At 63.7% G+C, this 18,801-nt stretch carries 18 protein-coding genes; 9 read left to right on the top strand and 9 right to left on the bottom strand.

What is annotated here, in order from left to right; translation table 11 throughout:
- Positions 1–4: 4 nt before the first annotated feature.
- From LDO41_RS06965 to LDO41_RS06930, 8 genes are all read left to right on the top strand, one after another.
- Positions 5–967, top strand: coding sequence for a zinc-dependent alcohol dehydrogenase family protein (locus tag LDO41_RS06965; protein ID WP_223984292.1), 963 nt, complete (start codon positions 5–7; stop codon positions 965–967).
- A gap of 9 nt (positions 968–976) precedes the next feature.
- On the top strand, positions 977–1,279 hold the full coding sequence (locus LDO41_RS06960; RefSeq protein WP_223983635.1) for an antibiotic biosynthesis monooxygenase family protein: 303 nt from the start codon (positions 977–979) through the stop codon (positions 1,277–1,279).
- Between the two features lie 53 nt (positions 1,280–1,332).
- On the top strand, positions 1,333–2,493 hold the full coding sequence (gene ampC / locus LDO41_RS06955) for a class C beta-lactamase (protein WP_223983633.1): 1,161 nt from the start codon (positions 1,333–1,335) through the stop codon (positions 2,491–2,493).
- 145 nt (positions 2,494–2,638) lie between these two features.
- Complete coding sequence (locus tag LDO41_RS06950) at positions 2,639–3,115, top strand: nuclear transport factor 2 family protein (protein ID WP_223983631.1); 477 nt, start codon at positions 2,639–2,641, stop codon at positions 3,113–3,115.
- A gap of 2 nt (positions 3,116–3,117) precedes the next feature.
- Positions 3,118–4,839 (top strand): hypothetical protein, encoded by a 1,722-nt coding sequence (locus LDO41_RS06945; RefSeq protein ID WP_223983629.1) that lies wholly within the window; start codon positions 3,118–3,120, stop codon positions 4,837–4,839.
- Between the two features lie 10 nt (positions 4,840–4,849).
- Positions 4,850–5,044, top strand: a complete 195-nt coding sequence (locus LDO41_RS06940) for a hypothetical protein (protein ID WP_223983627.1) — start codon at positions 4,850–4,852, stop codon at positions 5,042–5,044.
- Complete coding sequence (locus tag LDO41_RS06935) at positions 5,041–5,589, top strand: hypothetical protein (RefSeq protein WP_223983625.1); 549 nt, start codon at positions 5,041–5,043, stop codon at positions 5,587–5,589. Before LDO41_RS06940 ends, LDO41_RS06935 begins: the two co-directional genes overlap by 4 nt.
- The gene (locus LDO41_RS06930) at positions 5,589–7,145 is read left to right on the top strand and encodes an AAA family ATPase (RefSeq protein ID WP_223983623.1); all 1,557 of its coding nucleotides are present in this window, start codon (positions 5,589–5,591) and stop codon (positions 7,143–7,145) included. The genes LDO41_RS06935 and LDO41_RS06930 overlap by 1 nt, the downstream gene beginning before the upstream one ends.
- Before the next feature lie 4 nt (positions 7,146–7,149).
- Here LDO41_RS06930 and LDO41_RS06925 read toward each other — a convergent pair whose 3' ends face one another.
- From LDO41_RS06925 to LDO41_RS06905, 5 genes are all read right to left on the bottom strand, one after another.
- A complete protein-coding gene (locus tag LDO41_RS06925; RefSeq protein WP_223983620.1) occupies positions 7,150–7,992 on the bottom strand; it encodes an ABC transporter permease in 843 nt (280 codons plus the stop codon).
- Positions 7,993–7,996: 4 nt separating this feature from the next.
- Positions 7,997–8,770, bottom strand: coding sequence for an ABC transporter ATP-binding protein (locus LDO41_RS06920; protein WP_223983617.1), 774 nt, complete (start codon positions 8,768–8,770; stop codon positions 7,997–7,999).
- Positions 8,771–8,787: 17 nt separating this feature from the next.
- Positions 8,788–9,795 carry an ABC transporter substrate-binding protein gene (locus LDO41_RS06915; RefSeq protein ID WP_223983615.1) on the bottom strand — a complete coding sequence of 336 codons (1,008 nt, stop codon included), beginning with the start codon at positions 9,793–9,795 and terminating at the stop codon, positions 8,788–8,790.
- 61 nt (positions 9,796–9,856) lie between these two features.
- Positions 9,857–11,605 carry a hydantoinase B/oxoprolinase family protein gene (locus LDO41_RS06910; protein WP_223983613.1) on the bottom strand — a complete coding sequence of 583 codons (1,749 nt, stop codon included), beginning with the start codon at positions 11,603–11,605 and terminating at the stop codon, positions 9,857–9,859.
- Entirely contained in the window at positions 11,602–13,725 is a 2,124-nt protein-coding gene (locus tag LDO41_RS06905; RefSeq protein WP_223983611.1) for a hydantoinase/oxoprolinase family protein, read from the bottom strand. Before LDO41_RS06905 ends, LDO41_RS06910 begins: the two co-directional genes overlap by 4 nt.
- Before the next feature lie 259 nt (positions 13,726–13,984).
- Here LDO41_RS06905 and LDO41_RS06900 point away from each other — a divergent pair, with 259 nt between their 5' ends.
- Positions 13,985–14,680 carry a TetR/AcrR family transcriptional regulator gene (locus LDO41_RS06900; protein WP_223983609.1) on the top strand — a complete coding sequence of 232 codons (696 nt, stop codon included), beginning with the start codon at positions 13,985–13,987 and terminating at the stop codon, positions 14,678–14,680.
- Here LDO41_RS06900 and LDO41_RS06895 read toward each other — a convergent pair.
- From LDO41_RS06895 to LDO41_RS06880, 4 genes are all read right to left on the bottom strand, one after another.
- Positions 14,667–15,032 (bottom strand): 5-carboxymethyl-2-hydroxymuconate Delta-isomerase, encoded by a 366-nt coding sequence (locus tag LDO41_RS06895; RefSeq protein WP_223983607.1) that lies wholly within the window; start codon positions 15,030–15,032, stop codon positions 14,667–14,669. The genes LDO41_RS06900 and LDO41_RS06895 overlap by 14 nt on opposite strands.
- Positions 15,033–15,158: 126 nt before the next feature.
- Complete coding sequence (locus LDO41_RS06890) at positions 15,159–15,971, bottom strand: IclR family transcriptional regulator (protein ID WP_223983605.1); 813 nt, start codon at positions 15,969–15,971, stop codon at positions 15,159–15,161.
- 24 nt (positions 15,972–15,995) lie between these two features.
- Positions 15,996–17,564, bottom strand: coding sequence for a class I adenylate-forming enzyme family protein (locus LDO41_RS06885; RefSeq protein WP_223983602.1), 1,569 nt, complete (start codon positions 17,562–17,564; stop codon positions 15,996–15,998).
- 227 nt (positions 17,565–17,791) lie between these two features.
- Positions 17,792–18,421: an HAD domain-containing protein gene (locus LDO41_RS06880; protein WP_223983599.1), complete on the bottom strand. Its 630-nt coding sequence runs from the start codon at positions 18,419–18,421 to the stop codon at positions 17,792–17,794.
- Positions 18,422–18,801: the final 380 nt, after the last annotated feature.

Below are 18,801 nucleotides of genomic sequence, written 5' to 3'. Positions count from 1 at the left end.
AGCAATGAAAGCGCTAGTACTGAAGTCGTTCGGAGGCCCGGAATCGTTCGAGCTCGTCGACGTCCCCACCCCAGTGCCCCACGCGGGACAAGTTCTGGTTCGGGTCCACGCGACCTCGATCAATCCGCTCGACTATCAGGTGCGACGTGGCGACTATGCCGACTATGTGCCACTGCCAGCCATTACCGGACACGACGTTTCTGGCGTGGTCGAAGCCGTCGGGCCGGGCGTGACGGCATTCGCTCCCGGCGACGAGGTCTGGTACACCCCGCAAATCTTTGACGGGCCGGGCAGCTACGCCGAGTATCACGTCGCGTCCGAAAGCATCATCGGAAAGAAGCCTTCGTCGCTGAGTCACCTCGAGGCGGCAAGCTTGAGTCTGGTGGGCGGAACCGTGTGGGAGGCAATGGTCGCGCGCGCGGCGTTACGCGTGGGGGAGAGCATCCTCATTCATGGCGGCGCGGGAGGCGTCGGGCATGTCGCGATCCAACTCGCGAAAGCCATGGGCGCACGCGTGTTCACCACCGTGCGCGAGGCCAATGCCCAGTTCGCGCGAAGCATGGGAGCGGACATGGTCATCGACTACCGGAAAGAGGATTACGTGGACGCCATCATGCGCGAGACCGGTGGCCGCGGGGTCGATGTCGTGTTCGACACGATTGGCGGCGACGCATTGTCACGCAGCCCCGACGCACTCGCACAACTCGGCCGCATCGTCTCGATCGTGGACACGGCGCAGCCACAGAACGTCATTCAAGCCTGGGGCAAGAACGCGAGCTACCACTTCGTCTTTACCCGACAACACCGCGGCAAGCTCGATGAGCTGAGCGCATTGGTTGAGCGCGGCCAATTGCGGCCACACGTTGGCGCCGTTTATTCGCTCGCCGAGATTCCGCTCGCCCATGCGCGGCTGGAGCAGCCTAACCAAGGCCTTCAGGGAAAAATCGCGATTGCAGTGGCATCGTAAGGGAACGTCATGATCTATGAGATTGCGCTGCTCCCCGTCCGAAGGGAATCCATCGAATCGTTCGCCGACGCCTTTGCCAAGGTTGCGCCGTTGCTGGCTCGGGCCACGGGCTATATCGGCCATATGCTTGCGCAAGGAGTCGAAACTCCCGAGGTCTTCCATCTCATCGTGCGATGGCAATCGCTCGACGATCATAGGTTGGGCTTCGAGCCAAGCGAAGACCACCGGATGTTCATGGCTGGAATAGAGGAATACTTTTCGGAGGAGCCGACGGTCTATCACGTTGAGGAGGTTCTTCCTTCGGGAGGGTAGAATCGGCACCCCCGCCACATCCGCCGGTCTGGCCGGCTCTCCGGGCAAACGACATGAGCCGACGACTTGCTTCCTGCTTCGCAATGGTTGTACTTGCCACGTCGATCGGCGCGTCGCACGCGCAGACGGACGCGGTGGAGCAGGCCGTGGCCGCCGCCATTGATCCGGTCATGAAGCAATACCAGATCCCTGGCATGGCCGTCGCGGTCACCGTTGACGGCAAGCATCGCGTCTACAGCTTCGGCGTGGCGTCCCGCGCGACCAACAAGCCGGTGACCGGCGACACCGTCTTCGAGATCGGATCGGTCAGCAAGACCTTCACGGCCACGCTCGGCGCTTATGCGCAGGCGCGCGGGGCATTGTCGCTGGACGATCCGGCCGTGAGGTATCTGCCCGCGCTGGCCGGCAGTGCGTTGGGTGGCACCACGCTGCGCGACCTCGCAACGTACACGGCCGGTGGCCTGCCGCTGCAGGTGCCCGACACTGTCGCCGACATGCCGCAAATGATCGAGTGGCTGCGACAGTGGCAGCCGGAACACGCGCCTGGCAGCTATCGTCGCTATTCGAACGTGAGCATCGGCTTGTTCGGCTATCTTGCGGCGAAGGCGATGAATACGCCGTTTCGAACCGCGCTATCGCAACAATTGCTGCCGAAACTTGGCCTGATGCACACGTGGCTCGAGGTGCCGAGCGCTCGCATGGGTGACTACGCGTGGGGATACGACAAACATGACAAGCCGGTGCGGGTCACACCTGGCGTGTTCGACGCGCAGGCCTATGGCATCAAGACCACGGCCACCGATATGATCCGCTTCGTCGAACTGAACATCGATGCCAGCAGCATCGATGACGCCGCGCTGCGGCAGGCCTTGTCCGCCACGCATGCGGGGTACGTCCGTGCCGGCGTCATGACTCAGGCGCTCGGCTGGGAGCGCTATCGCTGGCCCACCACGGTGGACGATCTGCTCGCTGGCAACGACGCGCGCATGGTGCTCGATGGCAGCCCCGCGCAACGGATTGAACCACCAGAAGCATCGACGCCGGACGTGCTGATCAACAAGACAGGATCGACCAACGGCTTCGGCAGCTACGCGGCGTTCATTCCGGCCCGCCGGATCGGTGTCGTGTTACTGGCGAACCGTAACTATCCGGTGCCAGCGCGCATTGAGGCGGCGTGGAAGATATTGAATGCGCTGGGCACGGCGCACCCTTGAGTAACTCGGCGAGTGGCGGTAGTCAGCCCAGCGTAGATCGGCGGTACGACCCAACCTTTGTGGGGTGACGAGAAGTGACGCAAGCGCCGTCATTCATGTGATCATGCCAATCTGACCAGCAGGTTCAAGAGCGGAATCACGACGAATGGCAAGGAAGTTATTGAGTGCGGGGCCAGCCCCGGTTGTCACCACGCTGGCCTCGGCGCGTACGGCGCCCACGCTGGGCCTGTCCGGCGCGAAGCTCGAGGCGCGGTTGCGGATGAAGCGATCTTCGGCGTATATCGAGACCCTTCGCAAGCTCGACGCGGGCGGCCATACGCATGATCGACAGACGGTGGAAGCCTTCGTGGCCGCGCTTCGCGACGAACTGCCTGATATCACCATTGACCAGCATCCGGTCGGCATCGTGTCCCAGTGCTATCTGGGAGAGCCCTACGAGGTCCATACGCTGGACCGGCTCGGCAACATCATCCATCACTACAAGCGTTTCGAACCGCTGCCGCCGCTGCTCGCGCGTGGCAGGGTGTTGGCCGCCAGTGGCCAGTACGCATTCGTAGAGATCTACACCGACAAAGTCATCGCCGTTGCAGAGAGCGGTGACGTGTCCATCGTCAGGGATTGACCATGAGTACCACCGAAAGAATCATTCAGGTTGCGGACCTGACGTTGATCACGCGCAGCCTGGCGAGCATCAATCGCGATATCGAGTCTGTCTCGTCGCAGGTCTCGGTCGTCGGTAACGAGCTTACCAATACACGCTCCGAGCTCGCTCGTCTGGAAGAAGCGTTCATGCGCTTTGTCGAGGCGGACCTCAAGGCGAAGGAACTCGCGCTGGCCGAGACCCGGCAGGTCAAGGTTCGCCAGGCGCTGGAGACCACCTATGGTTACTACGCCGAGGTGCGCCGTCAGGCCACCGGCATCCTGCAGGCGGCAGACCTGAGCGTGGTGCGTGGGGAGACCATGAAGTCCGCCACCGAGGAATTGATGCTGCAGGCGCCGCGCTACTGGCTGGCGCCGGCGCTGGTGGCACTCGCCGCGTGGCTCAACGATCAGGAAGATCTGGCGCGACGCGCATTGGCGGAAGCGCTCAGGCGCGACGACGAGAAGACCTCGCTGTTGTTCGCGCTGGTGTGCCGCCGCGCGGGCCGTATCGACGCGTGCCGCACCTGGCTGGAGCGCTATTTCGGCATGCAGAACCCGGCAAGCCTCGATCGTCAGACCGTGGTGCTGGTCGATGCCCTGGCCAGCAGCGTGTTCGGTGGCGAGGTCCGCATGCATTGCACGCGTCAGGTGGAGCAATGGGTCGATGAGCTGAGCGAAGCGGCGGGCTTCGTCGAAACGCAGCGCGGGCAGTGGGAAGCGGGCTTGCGTGGCAAGCTCAGGGAGACGGACCATGCCGGAAGGTATTCACATCTGTCGCGCTTTAGCCCGACGTGGGAGCGCCTGAACCAGTCGCTCAACGACGCGGGCCTGCACAAGGACGTGCTCGAGCATTTCCGTGGCATCTTCGAGGGCTCGCTCGAGGTGGCACGTAGCGTCGAGGCGGCTGTGGACGGGCTGCTGGACAAGCTCGTGTCACGCTTCGACGACGAGGAGTTGCCGCTGCGCCGCGAGGATCATCTCAATCAGCTGATCATCAATCATTCGGGCGACCGGCCTGCCGCGGAGCGCAAGCACGCACTGGAGACGGCTGCGTTGGAGGAGAAGGTCAGCTTCACGCAGTTGCTGACCAACGCCGCGATGAACCCCGAGCTCAGTCATGCCACGCGCGCCACACAACGCTATGCGATTGCGCTCTCGCGTGCATGGGTGCGCAATGCGCATGACGACCTCACGGCGTCGTTCCGCAATCAGGTACCCACCGACATTGAATTCGCCATCGAAGGGTGGCAGGGCACGACGCGCCATGGCGACAACGAAGCGCCATTGCTGGCCGCACTCGGCCAGCATCTGGACCAGGAGCGCGACAACACGCTCGCCACGCTCAAGCTCGGCTTCAAGCACTATGCGGCGCTGACAGTCGGCGTGCTTGCGGTACTGTTTGCGTTCAGCGCGGGATGGTTCGCGCTGCTAGTTGCCGCATTGGCTATCGGCTGGTTCTTCAAGGCGAAGTCGGACGTGACCAAGACAAAGGCCAAGGTCATCGAAGCGGCGGCAAAGAAGAAGGAGCAATGTAGCGCCGCACTCAAGGCGGCGCTGGCGGAAGTGGTCGAGTGGCGTCGCGATCTGGCGGCACGCGATGCGTTTGCGTCGCATGTTGGCCACTTGCTGGATAGCATCTCCCCTGAACAATACACGTCAAGCACGCACGACAAGTCCCGTCGCGTGATGACGCAAGCTGCATAGGATCGCCACCATGGCTCGCAATTTGATGACGGACGCCGGCGCCAATACGACTGCCTCGGCTGATCAACCCGTGGCTGACGCGGCGCAAGGCCTGACTGTGGCACGCGGAACGCCCGTACCGCAGCCGGCCAGCGAGGTACTTGCCGGCGCCTTCCCGCAGTGGGACCTGCTGCCGGCCACGCCATTTCTGCGTCGCGTGCGATGACGCCTCCAGACACCTACGCCGGTTGGTCGACGTGTCTTGAAGTGTTCGAACGCGCGAGCGAGGATGAAGCGGTGATGCAGGCCATGAATGCGGGTTCGCTGAGCTGGACCGGTGGCGTGGCAAATCTGTTCTCGGAGCGCGTGAGTGGCGTCGTCAATCAACGACTGACGCGCATCGCCAATGACATCTCGCGCGATCTGCGATTTGCCGGCGATCATGGCGTTCTCGCCAATGCAATGCTCAACGCGCGCCACAAGCTGGCGCTGCTGCATCGGTTCTCGCGTTGTGCGCCGTTTCCGCAAGCGTTGAGCGAGCTCGTGCAGTCGCAGGTACGTGGCTATGCCGAACAGGCACAGCAATCGCTGGAAGACACGGCGCGCAGCGATCGGAGTGGTCAGTTGGCGACGATCGTGCGCAACAACAGCCTGCTGCGCTATGCGGACCAAACGACCGCCAGTCAACCCGTGGTCGATCGCGCGGTTGCCCAGCGCGCCAATGCAACGGACACCGCCGGCAATCGCCGGCGTAGAACCTTTCTAAGCTAATGAGTGATACCAAGGAATTCCGCAGCACCCTGACGCGTTATCTGAAGGCACGTGTCCCGTTTATCTCGATTCGCAGCGCCGAGCGCGCACGCGTGCTCGACATTCTCAAGGACATCGCGCAGGGACTGAACAACGCGCCGATGTACGTGCACACGCTGTCGCAAGGGATGCGCGAACTGGTGAGCAGCCGCTCCGCCAATGATGACCGTTCCGTGCACGGCGCGCTCGATTTCGCCGGTCAGCAGATTGCACAGCGCCAGAACCTGACGTTCGTGCTGACCGAAGTCGACGATATCGAAGCGGATTCCGCATTTGCGCGGCAATTGCAGGATGCGGTGATGCTTGCCGCGGAGAACGGCGGTGCCATCGCCGTGATCACGACCAAGCCGGTCTGGAGTCAGCTGCAGCGATTGGGGATGTCGCTGGTGTTGTCCGCGCCGAATGAAGACGAGATGCTCGAGATCATCCACGAGCAGATTGGTGCCTATCGGGCCGACTATCAAATCGAATGGGACGATGCCGACGAGCGCGAAGCCGCCGCCATTCTGACAGGCGTCTCGCGTATCGAGGCGGAGAACATCATTGCCACGCTGCTGGCCAATGGCAGCATCGTCAAGGCCGACCTCGCGCAACTGACACATGCCAAGGACCGCATTTTCGCGGATATCTCCGGTATCGAGCGAGTGCAGGTACGCGGTGCGGAACTCGATGTAGGCGGTCTGGGCGGGCTCAAGCGCTGGCTCGACAAGGAGCGCCCGCTGCTGACGGCCGACTTGCGCGAGCGCGGCATCCGGCCTCCGCGCGGTGTGCTGCTGGTAGGGGTACCCGGCTGCGGCAAGTCGCTCTCCGCCAAGGCCATTGCTCACAACTGGAAGCTGCCGTTGTATCGGCTCGATCTGGCCACCATTCACGGCCAATACCTTGGTCAGAGCGAAAGCCGACTCAAGGACGCACTGAGCACGGCGGACCATGTGGCACCGTGCGTACTGTGGATCGATGAAATCGAGAAGGGCCTGGCCGGTGCCACGCAGGGCGCGGGCGATGGCGGTACGTCCACGCGGCTGGTGGGCCAGTTTCTGTACTGGCTGCAGGAGGCACGCTCGCGCGTGTTCGTGGTGGCAACGGCTAACGATGTCTCGCGTCTGCCGCCAGAATTGCTGCGTCGTGGGCGCTTCGATGAATTGTTCTTCGTGGACCTGCCCACGCCCGAGGAGCGGCGCGAGATCATCGGGATCTACGCGCAACGCGGTCTGAAGCGCAGTGTCGATACCGACCTGATGAACGAGCTGGTCGATCTGTCAGACGGCTTTGCTGGCTCGGACCTTGAGTCCGCTGTCCGCGAAGTCGTCAAGGAGGCGTACCTGAATGGCGACGCCGCGGTCTCGAACGAGCTGTTTCGTCGCAGCTTCCAGAACCTGGTGCCGCTGTCGAAGACCAGCCCCGAACAGATCGAATCCATCCGGGCCTGGGGTCGCGATCGCGCGGTGCCTGCATCCGGGAATCCGATCGGCGGAACCGCCAATCCATCGCGCGCGCGCCGTGCGGTGCTGGTCTGATCGACTACCGCTTGGCGCCGGCAAACATCTGTAAGGGTTTGTCGGATTGCACCGAGGGCGCCGGCTCCGCCGTCGGTTTCCCGCGTTGCGACGCATGCCACGGCAGCAGGCGTTCCTCGGCCAGCTCCAATCCCTTGAACAGGATCACGCCCAGCACGCACAGCAGTGCCAATGCCACGAAGACGGTGGGCGTGTTGAAACTGCCTTGTGCCACCAGAATCACGTGACCGAGGCCGGTCTCGCCCGCCACGAACTCGCCGACGATGGTGCCGACCAATGCGAACGAGATGCCAACCTTCATGCCCGCAAAGATGCTGGGCAGCGCATTCGGAAAACGGATCTTCCATAGCACCTTGCTGCGCGAGGCTTGATTCGCGCGCGCCATGTTCAGCATTTCGGGGTCGATCGACTTGAGGCCGAGCACGGTGTCGATCAGGATCGGGAAGATCGCAATCAGCATGGCGATGGCGATCTTCGGTGCTGAGCCCGTGCCCAGCCAGATCACGAACAGCGGCGCAAGCGCGACCTTTGGCACCGCATTCAATGCAACCATCAGCGCATAGAGCGTGCGGTCCAGAAAGCGCGAGTAGACGATGCCGATGGCCGCGCCGACGCCAAGCAGCACGGCTAACGCAAAGCCCGCCAGCGTCGTCTGCAGCGTGTCCAGGCTTTGCAGCAGCAGAAAACCCGGTTGCGCCATGAACTCGGTGAAGATCTTGCCCGGCGTCGGCAGCAGGAACTCCCGCACGGCGAAGAAGCGCACCGCGCCTTCCCACACCAGCAGGAGGATCACCATCGTGAGAACCGCAAGCCGGCTGTTTTCGGAACGTTTCCACAGGAACTTCATGTCGTTACCCCTTGTAGATACCGAGATCGCGGAAGATGCCGCGGATCTGGGACACGTAATCGGCGAAGGCCTTCGTTTCGCGCACCGCTAGTCCACGTGGTCGCTCGAGTTCGATCGGAATGACGGCCGCGACGCCGCCGGGATTGCGCGACATCACGACGACGCGGTCGCTCAGATACACCGCTTCGGAGATCGAATGCGTGATGAACAGCACGGTCTTGCCGGTATCCATCCATGTGCGCTGGAGCTCCACGTTCAGTTCGTCGCGCGTAAAGGGGTCCAGCGCGCCAAATGGTTCGTCCATCAGCAATAACTGCGGGTCAACCAGCAGCGCGCGGCAGATCGATGCGCGCTGCCGCATGCCGCCCGACAGCTCCCACGGAAAGCGGTTGGCAAAGGAGCCAAGGCCGAAGAGATTGAGTACCGCTCGCGCGCGTTCTTCGTAGTCGCCACGATCGAGGTCGTGAAACTCGGCCGCAATCAGCACGTTGTCGAGAATGGTGCGCCAGTCGAGCAGCAGGTCGCGCTGGAATACCACGCCCATGTTCGAGGGCGGACCGGAAATCGGATCGCCTTGCAACGCGAGATGGCCACTGGAAATCGGTTCCAGGCCGGCGACGCATTTCAGCAGCGTGCTCTTGCCGCAGCCGCTGGGGCCGACGATGCTGACGAATTCGCCTTCCTCGATATCGAGACTGACGTCCTTGAGCGCGTACAACGGGTCGCGCTGCGATCGATAGATCTTGTTGAGTTGGCCAATCTGCAGGAATGCCGACATGCTCGTCCTCCGTCGCGCTAGTTCGCCAGCATGGCGTTGGTGTAGTAGTCGGCGGGCTTGCGGCCCGGCTTGATCGCACCGACGCGTTCCATCGACTGAATCGCGGCCACCCAGTCGGCGTCGTTCTGCTTGCCGATTGGTGCCGCTTTCTGCGTCGGGCTCTCGAAGAACTGGCGATACGCCACGATCTGCGCCTTCAGCACCTCCGGATCGAGCTTGGCGTTGGGACGCTGCGCCACGAGGGCCGCTACGGCTTCGTCCTCATGTCCCGCGTAGATGTACTCCCACGCCTTGACCTGCACCTGCGTCAGCTTTTTTATGGCGGCGCCACGTTCGGACAGCTTCTTCGGTGTCGTCACCAATCCATAGCTCGGAAAGTTGATGCCGCTGTCCGCCAGCAGGAATACTTTGGCGGGACGGACCTTCGCGACCATCGGTTGGCCGAACGGTGCCTGGGAGAGGAAGCCGTCGCTGTTGCCCGACGCGTAGGTCGAGATCATCGCGCTGGGCGACACCATCACGACATTGGTCTTCGACTTGGGCACGTTGATCGCCTTGAGATACGGATCGATGAACGGCGCCCACGGACTCGTCGTAAAGCACACGAGCTTCTTGCCGACCAGATCCGCTGCGGATTTCACGTCGAGCTTCTCATCGACCAGCACGGCAAGGTCCCCCTTGCGCGCGAAGCCGGCGATCGACATCAGGTCCAGACCGTTTTCCTTGGCGATGGCCATCGTGCCAAGCTGCACCTGTCCGACATCCACCTGGCCCGCGGCAAGCAACTGCAAAGTATTGATGGTGCCGGTGCCATCCTGGATCTCCACATCGAGTCCGGCTTCCTGGAACCATCCCTTTTGCTTGGCCAGATGCATGGCGGCATGCATGCCCCACGCTGAAAAGTCCATCCGCACCAGCAGCTTGTCGGCCGCGTGGGCACTCGTCGCGGACAGAGAGGCGAAGGCGGCGAGTGTGCACGCCGCAATGACGCTGCGGCGAATCGGGTTCATGAACGACGAACGCATCTTGTATTCCTCGTGGGGCATGTGTGGGTGATATCAGGTGAACCGGATCGCGACGTACCGTCTATGCGGCCTGAGCCAGCGCGCCACGGCGCAGTGCCGCCGTCGCTTCGTGGTTCACTTCGCCGGTATGCGGATCGACCACGACCTTGTAGTGTTCGCGTACGTATGCCGCCGTCACCTTGTGGTTCCATACGTCTTCGCGAATCCGCTCCAGATCGCGGTCCATCGGATCGCCAAAGCCGCCGCCGCCGGGCTGAATGTGCGTCACCACGTCGTTGCGCGCGATCGTCATGCCCACCTTGCTGGGCAGATCGGTCACGTCCTTGCCATGCTGAAGCAGGTTGCGGGCAGGGCTTGCGGGCTCGCCGCCGGCCAGGCCGTACGGCGAGAACTTCATGCGATCGGCACGTAGTTGCAGCAGGGCATCGGGCGCGAGCACACGATAGCTGCGGCGAATGCCGAGTCCCCCGCGGTATTGCCCGGCACCGCAGGAATCCTCCACCAGTTCATACGCTTCCACGCGCACGGGATGCTGCGCCTCCAGCGTTTCGATCGGTGTGTTCGACAGGTTCTGCGAGGCATTGGTGATGGCTTCGATACCATCGCTGGCCGGGCGGCCGCCCCACGCGCCGCAGATCATGTCGACAATGATGTACGGCTTGCCTTCATCGCTCTTGCCGGACAGGCAGACCACAGTGTTGCCGCCTTCGCCCGCAGCCGGGATGCGATGCGGGACGATTTGCGCGAGCGCGCCGAGCATGGCATCGAACACGCGATAGCCGGTCAGCGCGCGGGCTGCCACGGCGCTTGGGGGCAGGGGATTCAGCACCGAACCCTCGGGCACATGCACATCGATGCAGCGGAACACACCGGCGTTATTCGGCACATCGCCGAGCAGCGCGCAGCGGACGCTGAGGTACGTGCAGGACTTGGTATATGACAGCGTCGAGTTGATGGCGGCCCGCACCTGCGGCGCCGAGCCCGTGTAGTCGGCCGAGACATGATCGTCGTGCACGGTGAGTGCCACCTCGATACGGATCGGCTCCGGCGACATGCCGTCGTCGTCGATATAGTCCACGAAGCGGAACGTGCCCTTCGGCCAGTGGCGGATCTCCTCGCGCGTCAGGCGCTCGGCGTAGTCGAGCAGTTCGTTCAGATAGGCGCGCGAGTCCGCGCGGCCGTAGCGGTCGAACAGGGCGGTCAGCTCGCGCACGCCGATCTGCGACGCGGCATACTGGGCCTTCAGATCGCCGAGCACGCGGTCCGGCACGCGCACGTTCTGCGCGATGATGCGTTCGAGTGTTTCGTTGACCTTGCCGGCTTCGTAGAGCTTCAGTACCGGAATGCGCAGGCCTTCCTGATAGATCTCGGTGGAGTCGCTGGCATTGGAACCGGGCACGCGGCCGCCCACGTCGGTGTGGTGGCAGATCACCACGCAGAAGCCTTCGAGCTCGCTCTGATAAAAGAAGGGCACGAACATGAAGATGTCCGGGAGGTGCATGCCACCTTCATAGGGATCGTTCACGACGATGGCATCGCCGGGCTGCAACGTGTCGCCATAGCGCTGCTGCACGGCCGCCATTGCTTCCGGGATGGCGCCGAGATGCAGCGCGATCGTCTTGGCCTGCGCCACCATGCGCCCGTGGCGATCGCAGATCGCGGCCGAGTAATCCATTACGTCCTTGACGATCTCGGAGCGGGCGGTGCGGATCACCGTGTAGGCGACCTCATCGACGATGGAATCCATCGCATTCTTCACGACCGCGAACGTCACGGGATCGAACTGCGTGGGGTTGATATCCGATGTCATGCTTGCTCCTGGGCGATGTCGATGATGATGTTGCCGATCTTGTCCGTGCGTGCGGTGGCCCCGGGCGGCACGACAATGGTGGTGTCGTACGACTCGATGATGAGCGGCCCGTGGCGCGGCATCTCGGTGATGGCCGCGCGCGGCACCAATTGCGTCTCGCAGGGCGGCTGGTCGCGTTCGAAGCTGACCTGCCGCGTGCCGGACACGCCTTGCAGTGCGCTGGCATCGACGCGGATGTCGTTGAACTTCAGCCGCTGATCGCTACGGCCATAAGCACTCAGCCGCACGTTCACCAGTTCCAGCGGCTCGTCGTTGCTGTAGCCGAAGGTCTGGCGATATTGGCCGGCGAAGTCCTCGATCAGCGCGGCCATGGCGGCGGCGTCAATGGTTTGACCGACGGCCACGCGCAATGGAATCGTCAGTTCGGAACTCTGGCCCAGATAACGCAGGTCCAGACCGACTGCGACATCCACGACATCCCGCGCATAGCCCTCCTGCGCGAGCACTGCCAGCCCCTGTGCGTGCAGTTCGTCGATGACCCTGCCGATGCTTGCCGCGTCGCACGCGGCAAGCGGCCGCAGCACGGCCTTGACGAAGTTGTGTTCCGCATCCGCGCCGAGCATGCCGGCCGAACAGAACACCCCCGCCATGACCGGCGCGATCACGCGTTTGATGCCGAGCAGTCTGGCTACCGCAACCGCATGCAGCGGGCCACCGCCGCCGAACGCGATCATCGTCATGTCACGCGGATCGCGGCCGCGTTCCACGGTCACCGCGCGCAGTGCGCGTGCCATGCTGACGTTGGCCACATGGCGGATGCCGTGCGCGGCGGCAAGCGTATCCAGTCCGAGCGGCTTGCCGATATGAACGTCGATCGCGCGCCGCGACTGCGCCGGATCGACCTTGAGGCTGCCACCGGCAAGCGCGCTGGGGTTCAGAAAGCCGAGCGCCATATTGGCGTCGGTCACGGTCGGGCGATCGTTGCCGCGGCCATAGCAGGCCGGGCCCGGATTCGCGCCCGCCGATTCCGGGCCAACGAACAGCAGGCCCCCCGCATCGATGCCGGCCAGCGAGCCGCCGCCAGCGCCAACTTCGGCGATATCGATGGCCGGTACCTTGAGCACGTAGCCGCCGCCCTTGACAAAGCGGCTCGGCGCGCTGATGCCGTCGCGGAACTCGTACTCGTTCGTCAGCGATGGAATGCCGTCTGTGATGATGGAAGCTTTGGCGGTGGTGCCGCCCATGTCGAACACGATCAGGTCGTTGCCGCCGCTGAGGGCACCGATCTGCGCGGCGCCCGCCACACCACCGGCGGGGCCCGACGCCACCGCGAAAACAGGCTTCTCACTCGCGCTATCGACCCCCATCATGCCGCCGTTCGACGCCATGACCTGCAGCGAGGCGGTGACCCCCATGCGGCCGAGGTCGTCTTTCAGGCGGCGCAGGTATGTGCGCATCGCGGGAAGGATGTAGGCATTGACCACGGTCGTACTGGTGCGCTCGTACTCTTTGATCTCGGGCAGCACATCGCAGGACGCCGTCACCAGCAGGCCGGGGAACTCGCGTTCGAGATGCGCCTTCGTCTCCAGCTCATGCACCGGGTTGATGTAGCTGTTAAGAAAGCAGATCGCCAGCGCTTCCACGCCTTCGTCAACGAGGCCACGCGCAATGTTCAGCACCTCTTCGGGATTCAGCGGTACGACGATATTCCCGCGTGCATCGATACGTTCACTGACGCCGCGGCGATAGCGCCGCGCGGCAAGTGGCTGCGGCTTCTGCCAGCCGAGGTCGAACATCGTGGGGGTGCGGATGCGGCCGATCTCCAGGATGTCGCGGAATCCGGCCGTGGTCAGCACGCCGGTGCGCGCGCCTACCTTCTGCAGGATCGTGTTGGATGCGGTGGTGGTGCCATGGACGATCTCGGTGATGTCGCCCGGGGCAATGCCAGATTGATCGATCAACGCCTTGAGGCCGGTGACGATCGCCTCGCCCAGGTCGTGCGGCGTCGTGGACGTCTTGTTCACGAAGAGGCGGCCGTCCGGCAACGCCAGAACGATGTCCGTGAAGGTCCCGCCGATATCGCACCCGACCCGGGCGCCCGCGTTGCTGGCTGATTGCATTGTCCAACTCCAGAAAAGAGGCCTTGGCGACTGCTGCCGGTGCCCTGTGATTAACTAACTAGTCAGTACAATAGTGGTCGGATTGCAGCCTGCCAACTCGGGTTAATACGTAGCACCACAATGGCGCCGAAATCGGCGCCCCAGCTGGGTTACCGGCATCCTTGCAGTGCAGCCAAAGCCGTGTAGACTAACCAACTAGTTAGGTTTTGCACCAGCGTGGCGACCAGCGCCATAACGATCAAAGAGAAAGGCAAGGCATATGCCAGCGACAAAGACCAGCGGAAAGCCCAAGCCGCGTGACGCGGCCGCGACGCGCGAGAAGATCCTGCAGATGGCAGCGAAGGAATTTGCGACGAAGGGGTATGACGGCGCGCGCGTGGACAGCATCGTCGCGCGCAGCAAGATCAGCAAAAACCTCGTCTATCACTACTTCGACAGCAAGGAAGCCCTCTTCATCGAAGTCATGGAGCGCGCGTACGCGTCCATGCGCGAACGGCAGAATCAGTTCGGCGAGCTAGGCGAGAACCCGGTGGAGGACATGCGGACGCTGATCGTCCAGACCATCCGTCACTTCATCGACCATCCGGAGTTTATCCAGCTGCTGAGCACCGAGAACCTGCACAAGGCGGAACATATCCGCAAGTCCAAGGTGATACCGGCAATGTTCAATCCGCTACGCAGCGCGCTGGCGCAAATCCTTGAGCGTGGCAAGGCGCAGGGCGTGTTTCGTCCGGATGCGGACTGGGTCGATCTTTATGTTTCGATCTCCGGACTGGGGTCGTATGCGATCTCCAACCGGTACACGTTGTCCTTCGTGCTCGATGTGGACCTCGGCGCGAAAGATCGCGTCGAGGCCAGGCTGCAACATATCTGCGATATGGTGATGAGCTACCTGTGCAAGTTCGAGGGCTCGACGTTCGCCCGCGGCGACGTGGCGGAGCCTATTGCCCAATGATCGTCTTGGCGTAGATCGCGCGTTCCATCTCCACCACGTTCACGCTGATCTGCACGGACTGACCTTCGCCCGCGCGCACCTGTTCGGACAGCGCGTCGCAGACGGTCTGGCCGAGCTGGCGGCGCGTGGCCTGATCGCGGCCGTCCAGAACGGATAGCGTGGCGTGCACGAACGCGCGGTCTGCCACGTCGGTGCCTTGGCGGTAGACCTCAAGCGTAACGCAGCGCGACTTGATGTCCGGTTCCTGAAAGTGGCCGGTGGCCAGCAGTGCCGCATTGGCTTCGTCGAGCAGCTCTTCCTGCGAGCAGTTCAGGCGGATGTTCTCGGTGAGTTCGATGACGAGGTGCGGCATGGTGGCTTTCGTGTCGGCGCGGAGTGACCGGGCAGATTGATGAGGCGGAACGGGCATGATACCCGCCCCGGCGGACGCGGCGGACGCGGCGGACGTGGCGGACGTATTCGCGCGCGCGCAGTGCTCTCAGCGCGTGCCGAGCGCCGCCTCGATGCGGCCGATGCGATCATGCAGATGCGGACGCACCGCGTCGAGCAGATGCGCGGGCGGCACGATGGCATTGGGGCCGCTGCAGCTCAGCGTCATCGGCGGCAGCGATGGGCCGGGCCGGAACGCGAGCGCGATCGAGTTGATATCGGGCAGCCATTCACCGAACGAGGTGGTGCAGCCAAGTCGCTGCTTCTCTTCGCGTGCGCGCACCAGCACGTCGTCCGCTTGCGCGGCGCTGGTCTGATCGTCGGCCCGGAACGCCGCCAGCGCCTGGCGTTGTTCGTTGGGTGACAGCGCCATCAGATACGCGCGGCCGGCCGCGGTGGTCAGTCCCGACACGCGGCTACCGACGTTCACGCGCAGCGTCAGATACGACTCCGCATGGCAGTTCTCGTAGATCAGCATGCGGCCGCGATCGCGCACGATCAGCGATGCCACACCTTGCGACAGATCCGCGAGTTCCTGCATGTGAGGCCGCACCACGGCCAGCACATCGGTCCCTTCGCGCGCGACCGGCGCCATGCCCAGCGCGGAGCTGCCCAGCCGGTACCGCACTGGGTCAGTCAGCGCCTGCAGATAGCCGAGTTCGGTCAGCGTATGCGTGAGCCGCGAGATCGTGGACTTGGGCAGGCCGCACCGTTGCGCGAGTTCCGCGTTGCCAAGCTCCACATCGAACGCGCGGAAGCACGCGAGTACATCGAGCCCGCGCGCGAGCGCGGTCACAAAATGCCGGTCTTCCTTGCGCGAGCCGTCGCGGGCACGGTCCGGATTCTCATCGGTTGCATTCATGCTGTCATCCTCGTGGTCTTGTTATCAGGCCGCGCCGAGTGCCTCGCGCAGCTTCGCTTTCAGGATCTTGCCCGACGGTGCCGCCGGCAATTGCGCCATGACACGAACTTCCGCGGGCATCTTGTACGGCGACAGCCGCTCGCGCAGGAACGTGCGCAATTCCGCTTCATCGAGCGTCATGCCCGCGCGCACTTCGATGAACGCGATCACTTCCTCGTTACCCTCGATCGCGCGGCCCACCACGGCCGACTGCAGTACGGCCGGATGCGCGTTGATCGATTGCTCGACTTCCTCGGGATACACGTTGAAGCCCGAATGGATGATGATCTCTTTCGCGCGGCCGACGATCGAGACCGCCCCATCGGGGTCGATGCGCGCCAGGTCACCGGTATGCAGCCAGCCTTCGGCATCGATCGCGATGGCGGTCAGGTCGGGGCGGCGATAGTAGCCCTTCATCACGTTGGGGCCGCGCACCTGCAACTCGCCGCTGCCGTCGGCCTGCACATTGCCGAGGCGCAGCTCCACGTGCGGCACGGCGGGGCCCACCGAGCAGTCGCTGCGTGGCGACTCCACACGTGTCTGGCACACGGTCGGCGAGGTCTCGGTCATGCCATAGCCGTTCTGCAGCGGAATACCGAACGTGTCCTCGAATGCAGCCTTGAGCGTCATCGTCAGCGGCGCGCCGCCGCACTGCGCGACGCGCAGCGACGGCGTACGCATCGACTGACGGTTTGCGCGGCTCCATTCGATGGTCTTGGCGTACATCGCGGGCACGCCATGCAGCACGGTCAGCGCTTCCTCGCGCAACATGCGCGCGAGCTGATCGGGACGGAAGCGCGGCTCGTAGTAGACGGTTGCGCCGTTCGATATCGGGCCGACCAGCAACACGGACAAACCGTACACATGCGAGATCGGCAGCACACCATAGATGCGGTCGCCGGGCTGCACGCGCGCCTGCATGCGGTTGGAATGACCGATGAACATCAGGTTCGCGTGCGTGAGCATCACGCCCTTGGACGCGCCAGTCGTGCCCGTCGTGTAGATCAGTGCGGCCACCTGTTCCGCGGGGTCGTCCGCCACCGGTTCGCGCGCGGCGCCGGCGTTCAGCGGGCCAATCAGCAGGCGGCCCACATGCGGCCATTCGGCCCAGCGCGCGCCCCGTGCAAGGCCATGCTCGCGCGCTTCGGGGAAGTCGCTGTCCAGATAAAGCGTGAGCCGCGCATCGGCGTGCTCGACGATATTGCCGACCTCGCGCGGCGACAACCGCGCGTTCACCGGCACCGACCAGGCGTCGAGCTGGCTCAGCGCCAGCAGGATGACCGAGCAGCCCACGCTGTTCTCGGTCACGAGCACCACGCGGTCGCCACCCTGCACGCCGAGGCTCGCGAGCGTGCTCGCGGTGTGCTGCACCGCGGCATCGAGCTCGCCGTAACGCAGCGCGCGATGCGCGTCCATCAGCGCGATACGTTCGGGCGCGCTGGCGGCCCATGGCGCGATGGCTTCATGCAACCGGCGGAACGGCGGAATAAAAGGGGGAATAGACGAAGGGTGGGTCGCGCCAGGGGCGGCGGCCGGGGATGCGTGGCTGCGCATGCAGGTCTCCATGTTGCTGTGCCCGGCGTGCGTCCGCCGAACATCGATGGCGGCGATCGTCCCACTGATCGGCTGAACCTGTCAACTGCATTGTGGAATGCAAATTCTGCAATGCAGAATTATTGAAATGGCGCGGAAAAGAAAACGGGCAGCGAAAAATCGCTGCCCGTGGGCGAGTGCTGATGGCGGACCCGGTGTCGCCGGGCCGCCTTTAGCCAACCTTCAATTCAATGCGCGACCGCGGTGCGGATCGGATCGGCAATCACGGTTCCGGCCAGATCGACCGTGACCGGCGTGAAGCGCGACGGCGCCACGCGGGCCAGTTGCTGCAGGTCACGCAGCTTGGCACGCAGGTCCGCATCGACGCGCGAGTCGGGCGTCACGGTGGACGGGCAGGCCACGCCGAGGATGTCCAGCGCCTGGCGGAAATTCTCGACCGTCAGCCCTTCGGCCGGATCCACGCGGACCAGACGCTCGCGCTGCGCGGCGGACATCGTCTCGGGCGCGGCGGTCGAAATGATGACCCACGCCGACGGTGCCGGACGCTCCGCGAAGTACGCCTCGATCTGCTGGCCATGGGTTGACGTCACCAAGCCAGCGGCAGCCGGCGTCATGCCTTCGATCTGAAGGTCGAGCTGCTGCAGGATCGCGGCGGGCGTGCCACGACGCCAGGCGTCGGAGACGACCACACGGGCGCCGGCGATGCCGAACAGGCGGCGCAGAAAGCCGAGCGCGATCGGATCGAAAAACCTCACGTCGCGCAGGGTACCGGTAGTGGGCGTGCCGCCCAGGCGAGCCGCCGAGCGATCCGAGTACAAGACGCCGGGGACGTCCAGCATGATGAGGCGTTCAGACATGATTTCCCTGTGTGTTCTACGTGTTGCGATGAATCAAGCGTAACCGGCAATTCCGCGTTCGGCGTGCCGTGGCGCGCCTCCAAGTGCAACAGTTCTGTAACTTGGTCGTGGAAGTCGTAAATCCCGGTTACCCCGCAATGTCATTTGTTTCGCTCCGACACAACTGCCCTCTGGAGCTTTATAGCGGGGCGCGGATGCCCGCCCAATGTCACCCGAAACGGCTCTGCGCCGTCATCGGTTGACGCCATCTGATCAGGGTGTTTACGGATGCGAGCCCGCACAACTTGCGCATAACCATATGCGGTGCAATGGCATGCGCGATATACGGTCGATGTAGGGGCGATGTATGGTCGATGTATGGGCGATGTAAGGCCAATGTA

It is taken from the genome of Cupriavidus pampae, from assembly GCF_914271485.1.
GTDB classification, from domain to species: domain Bacteria; phylum Pseudomonadota; class Gammaproteobacteria; order Burkholderiales; family Burkholderiaceae; genus Cupriavidus; species Cupriavidus pampae.
The sequence above is the reverse complement of the archived record's forward strand: the minus strand, read 5'-3'. Positions and strand labels throughout refer to the sequence as shown.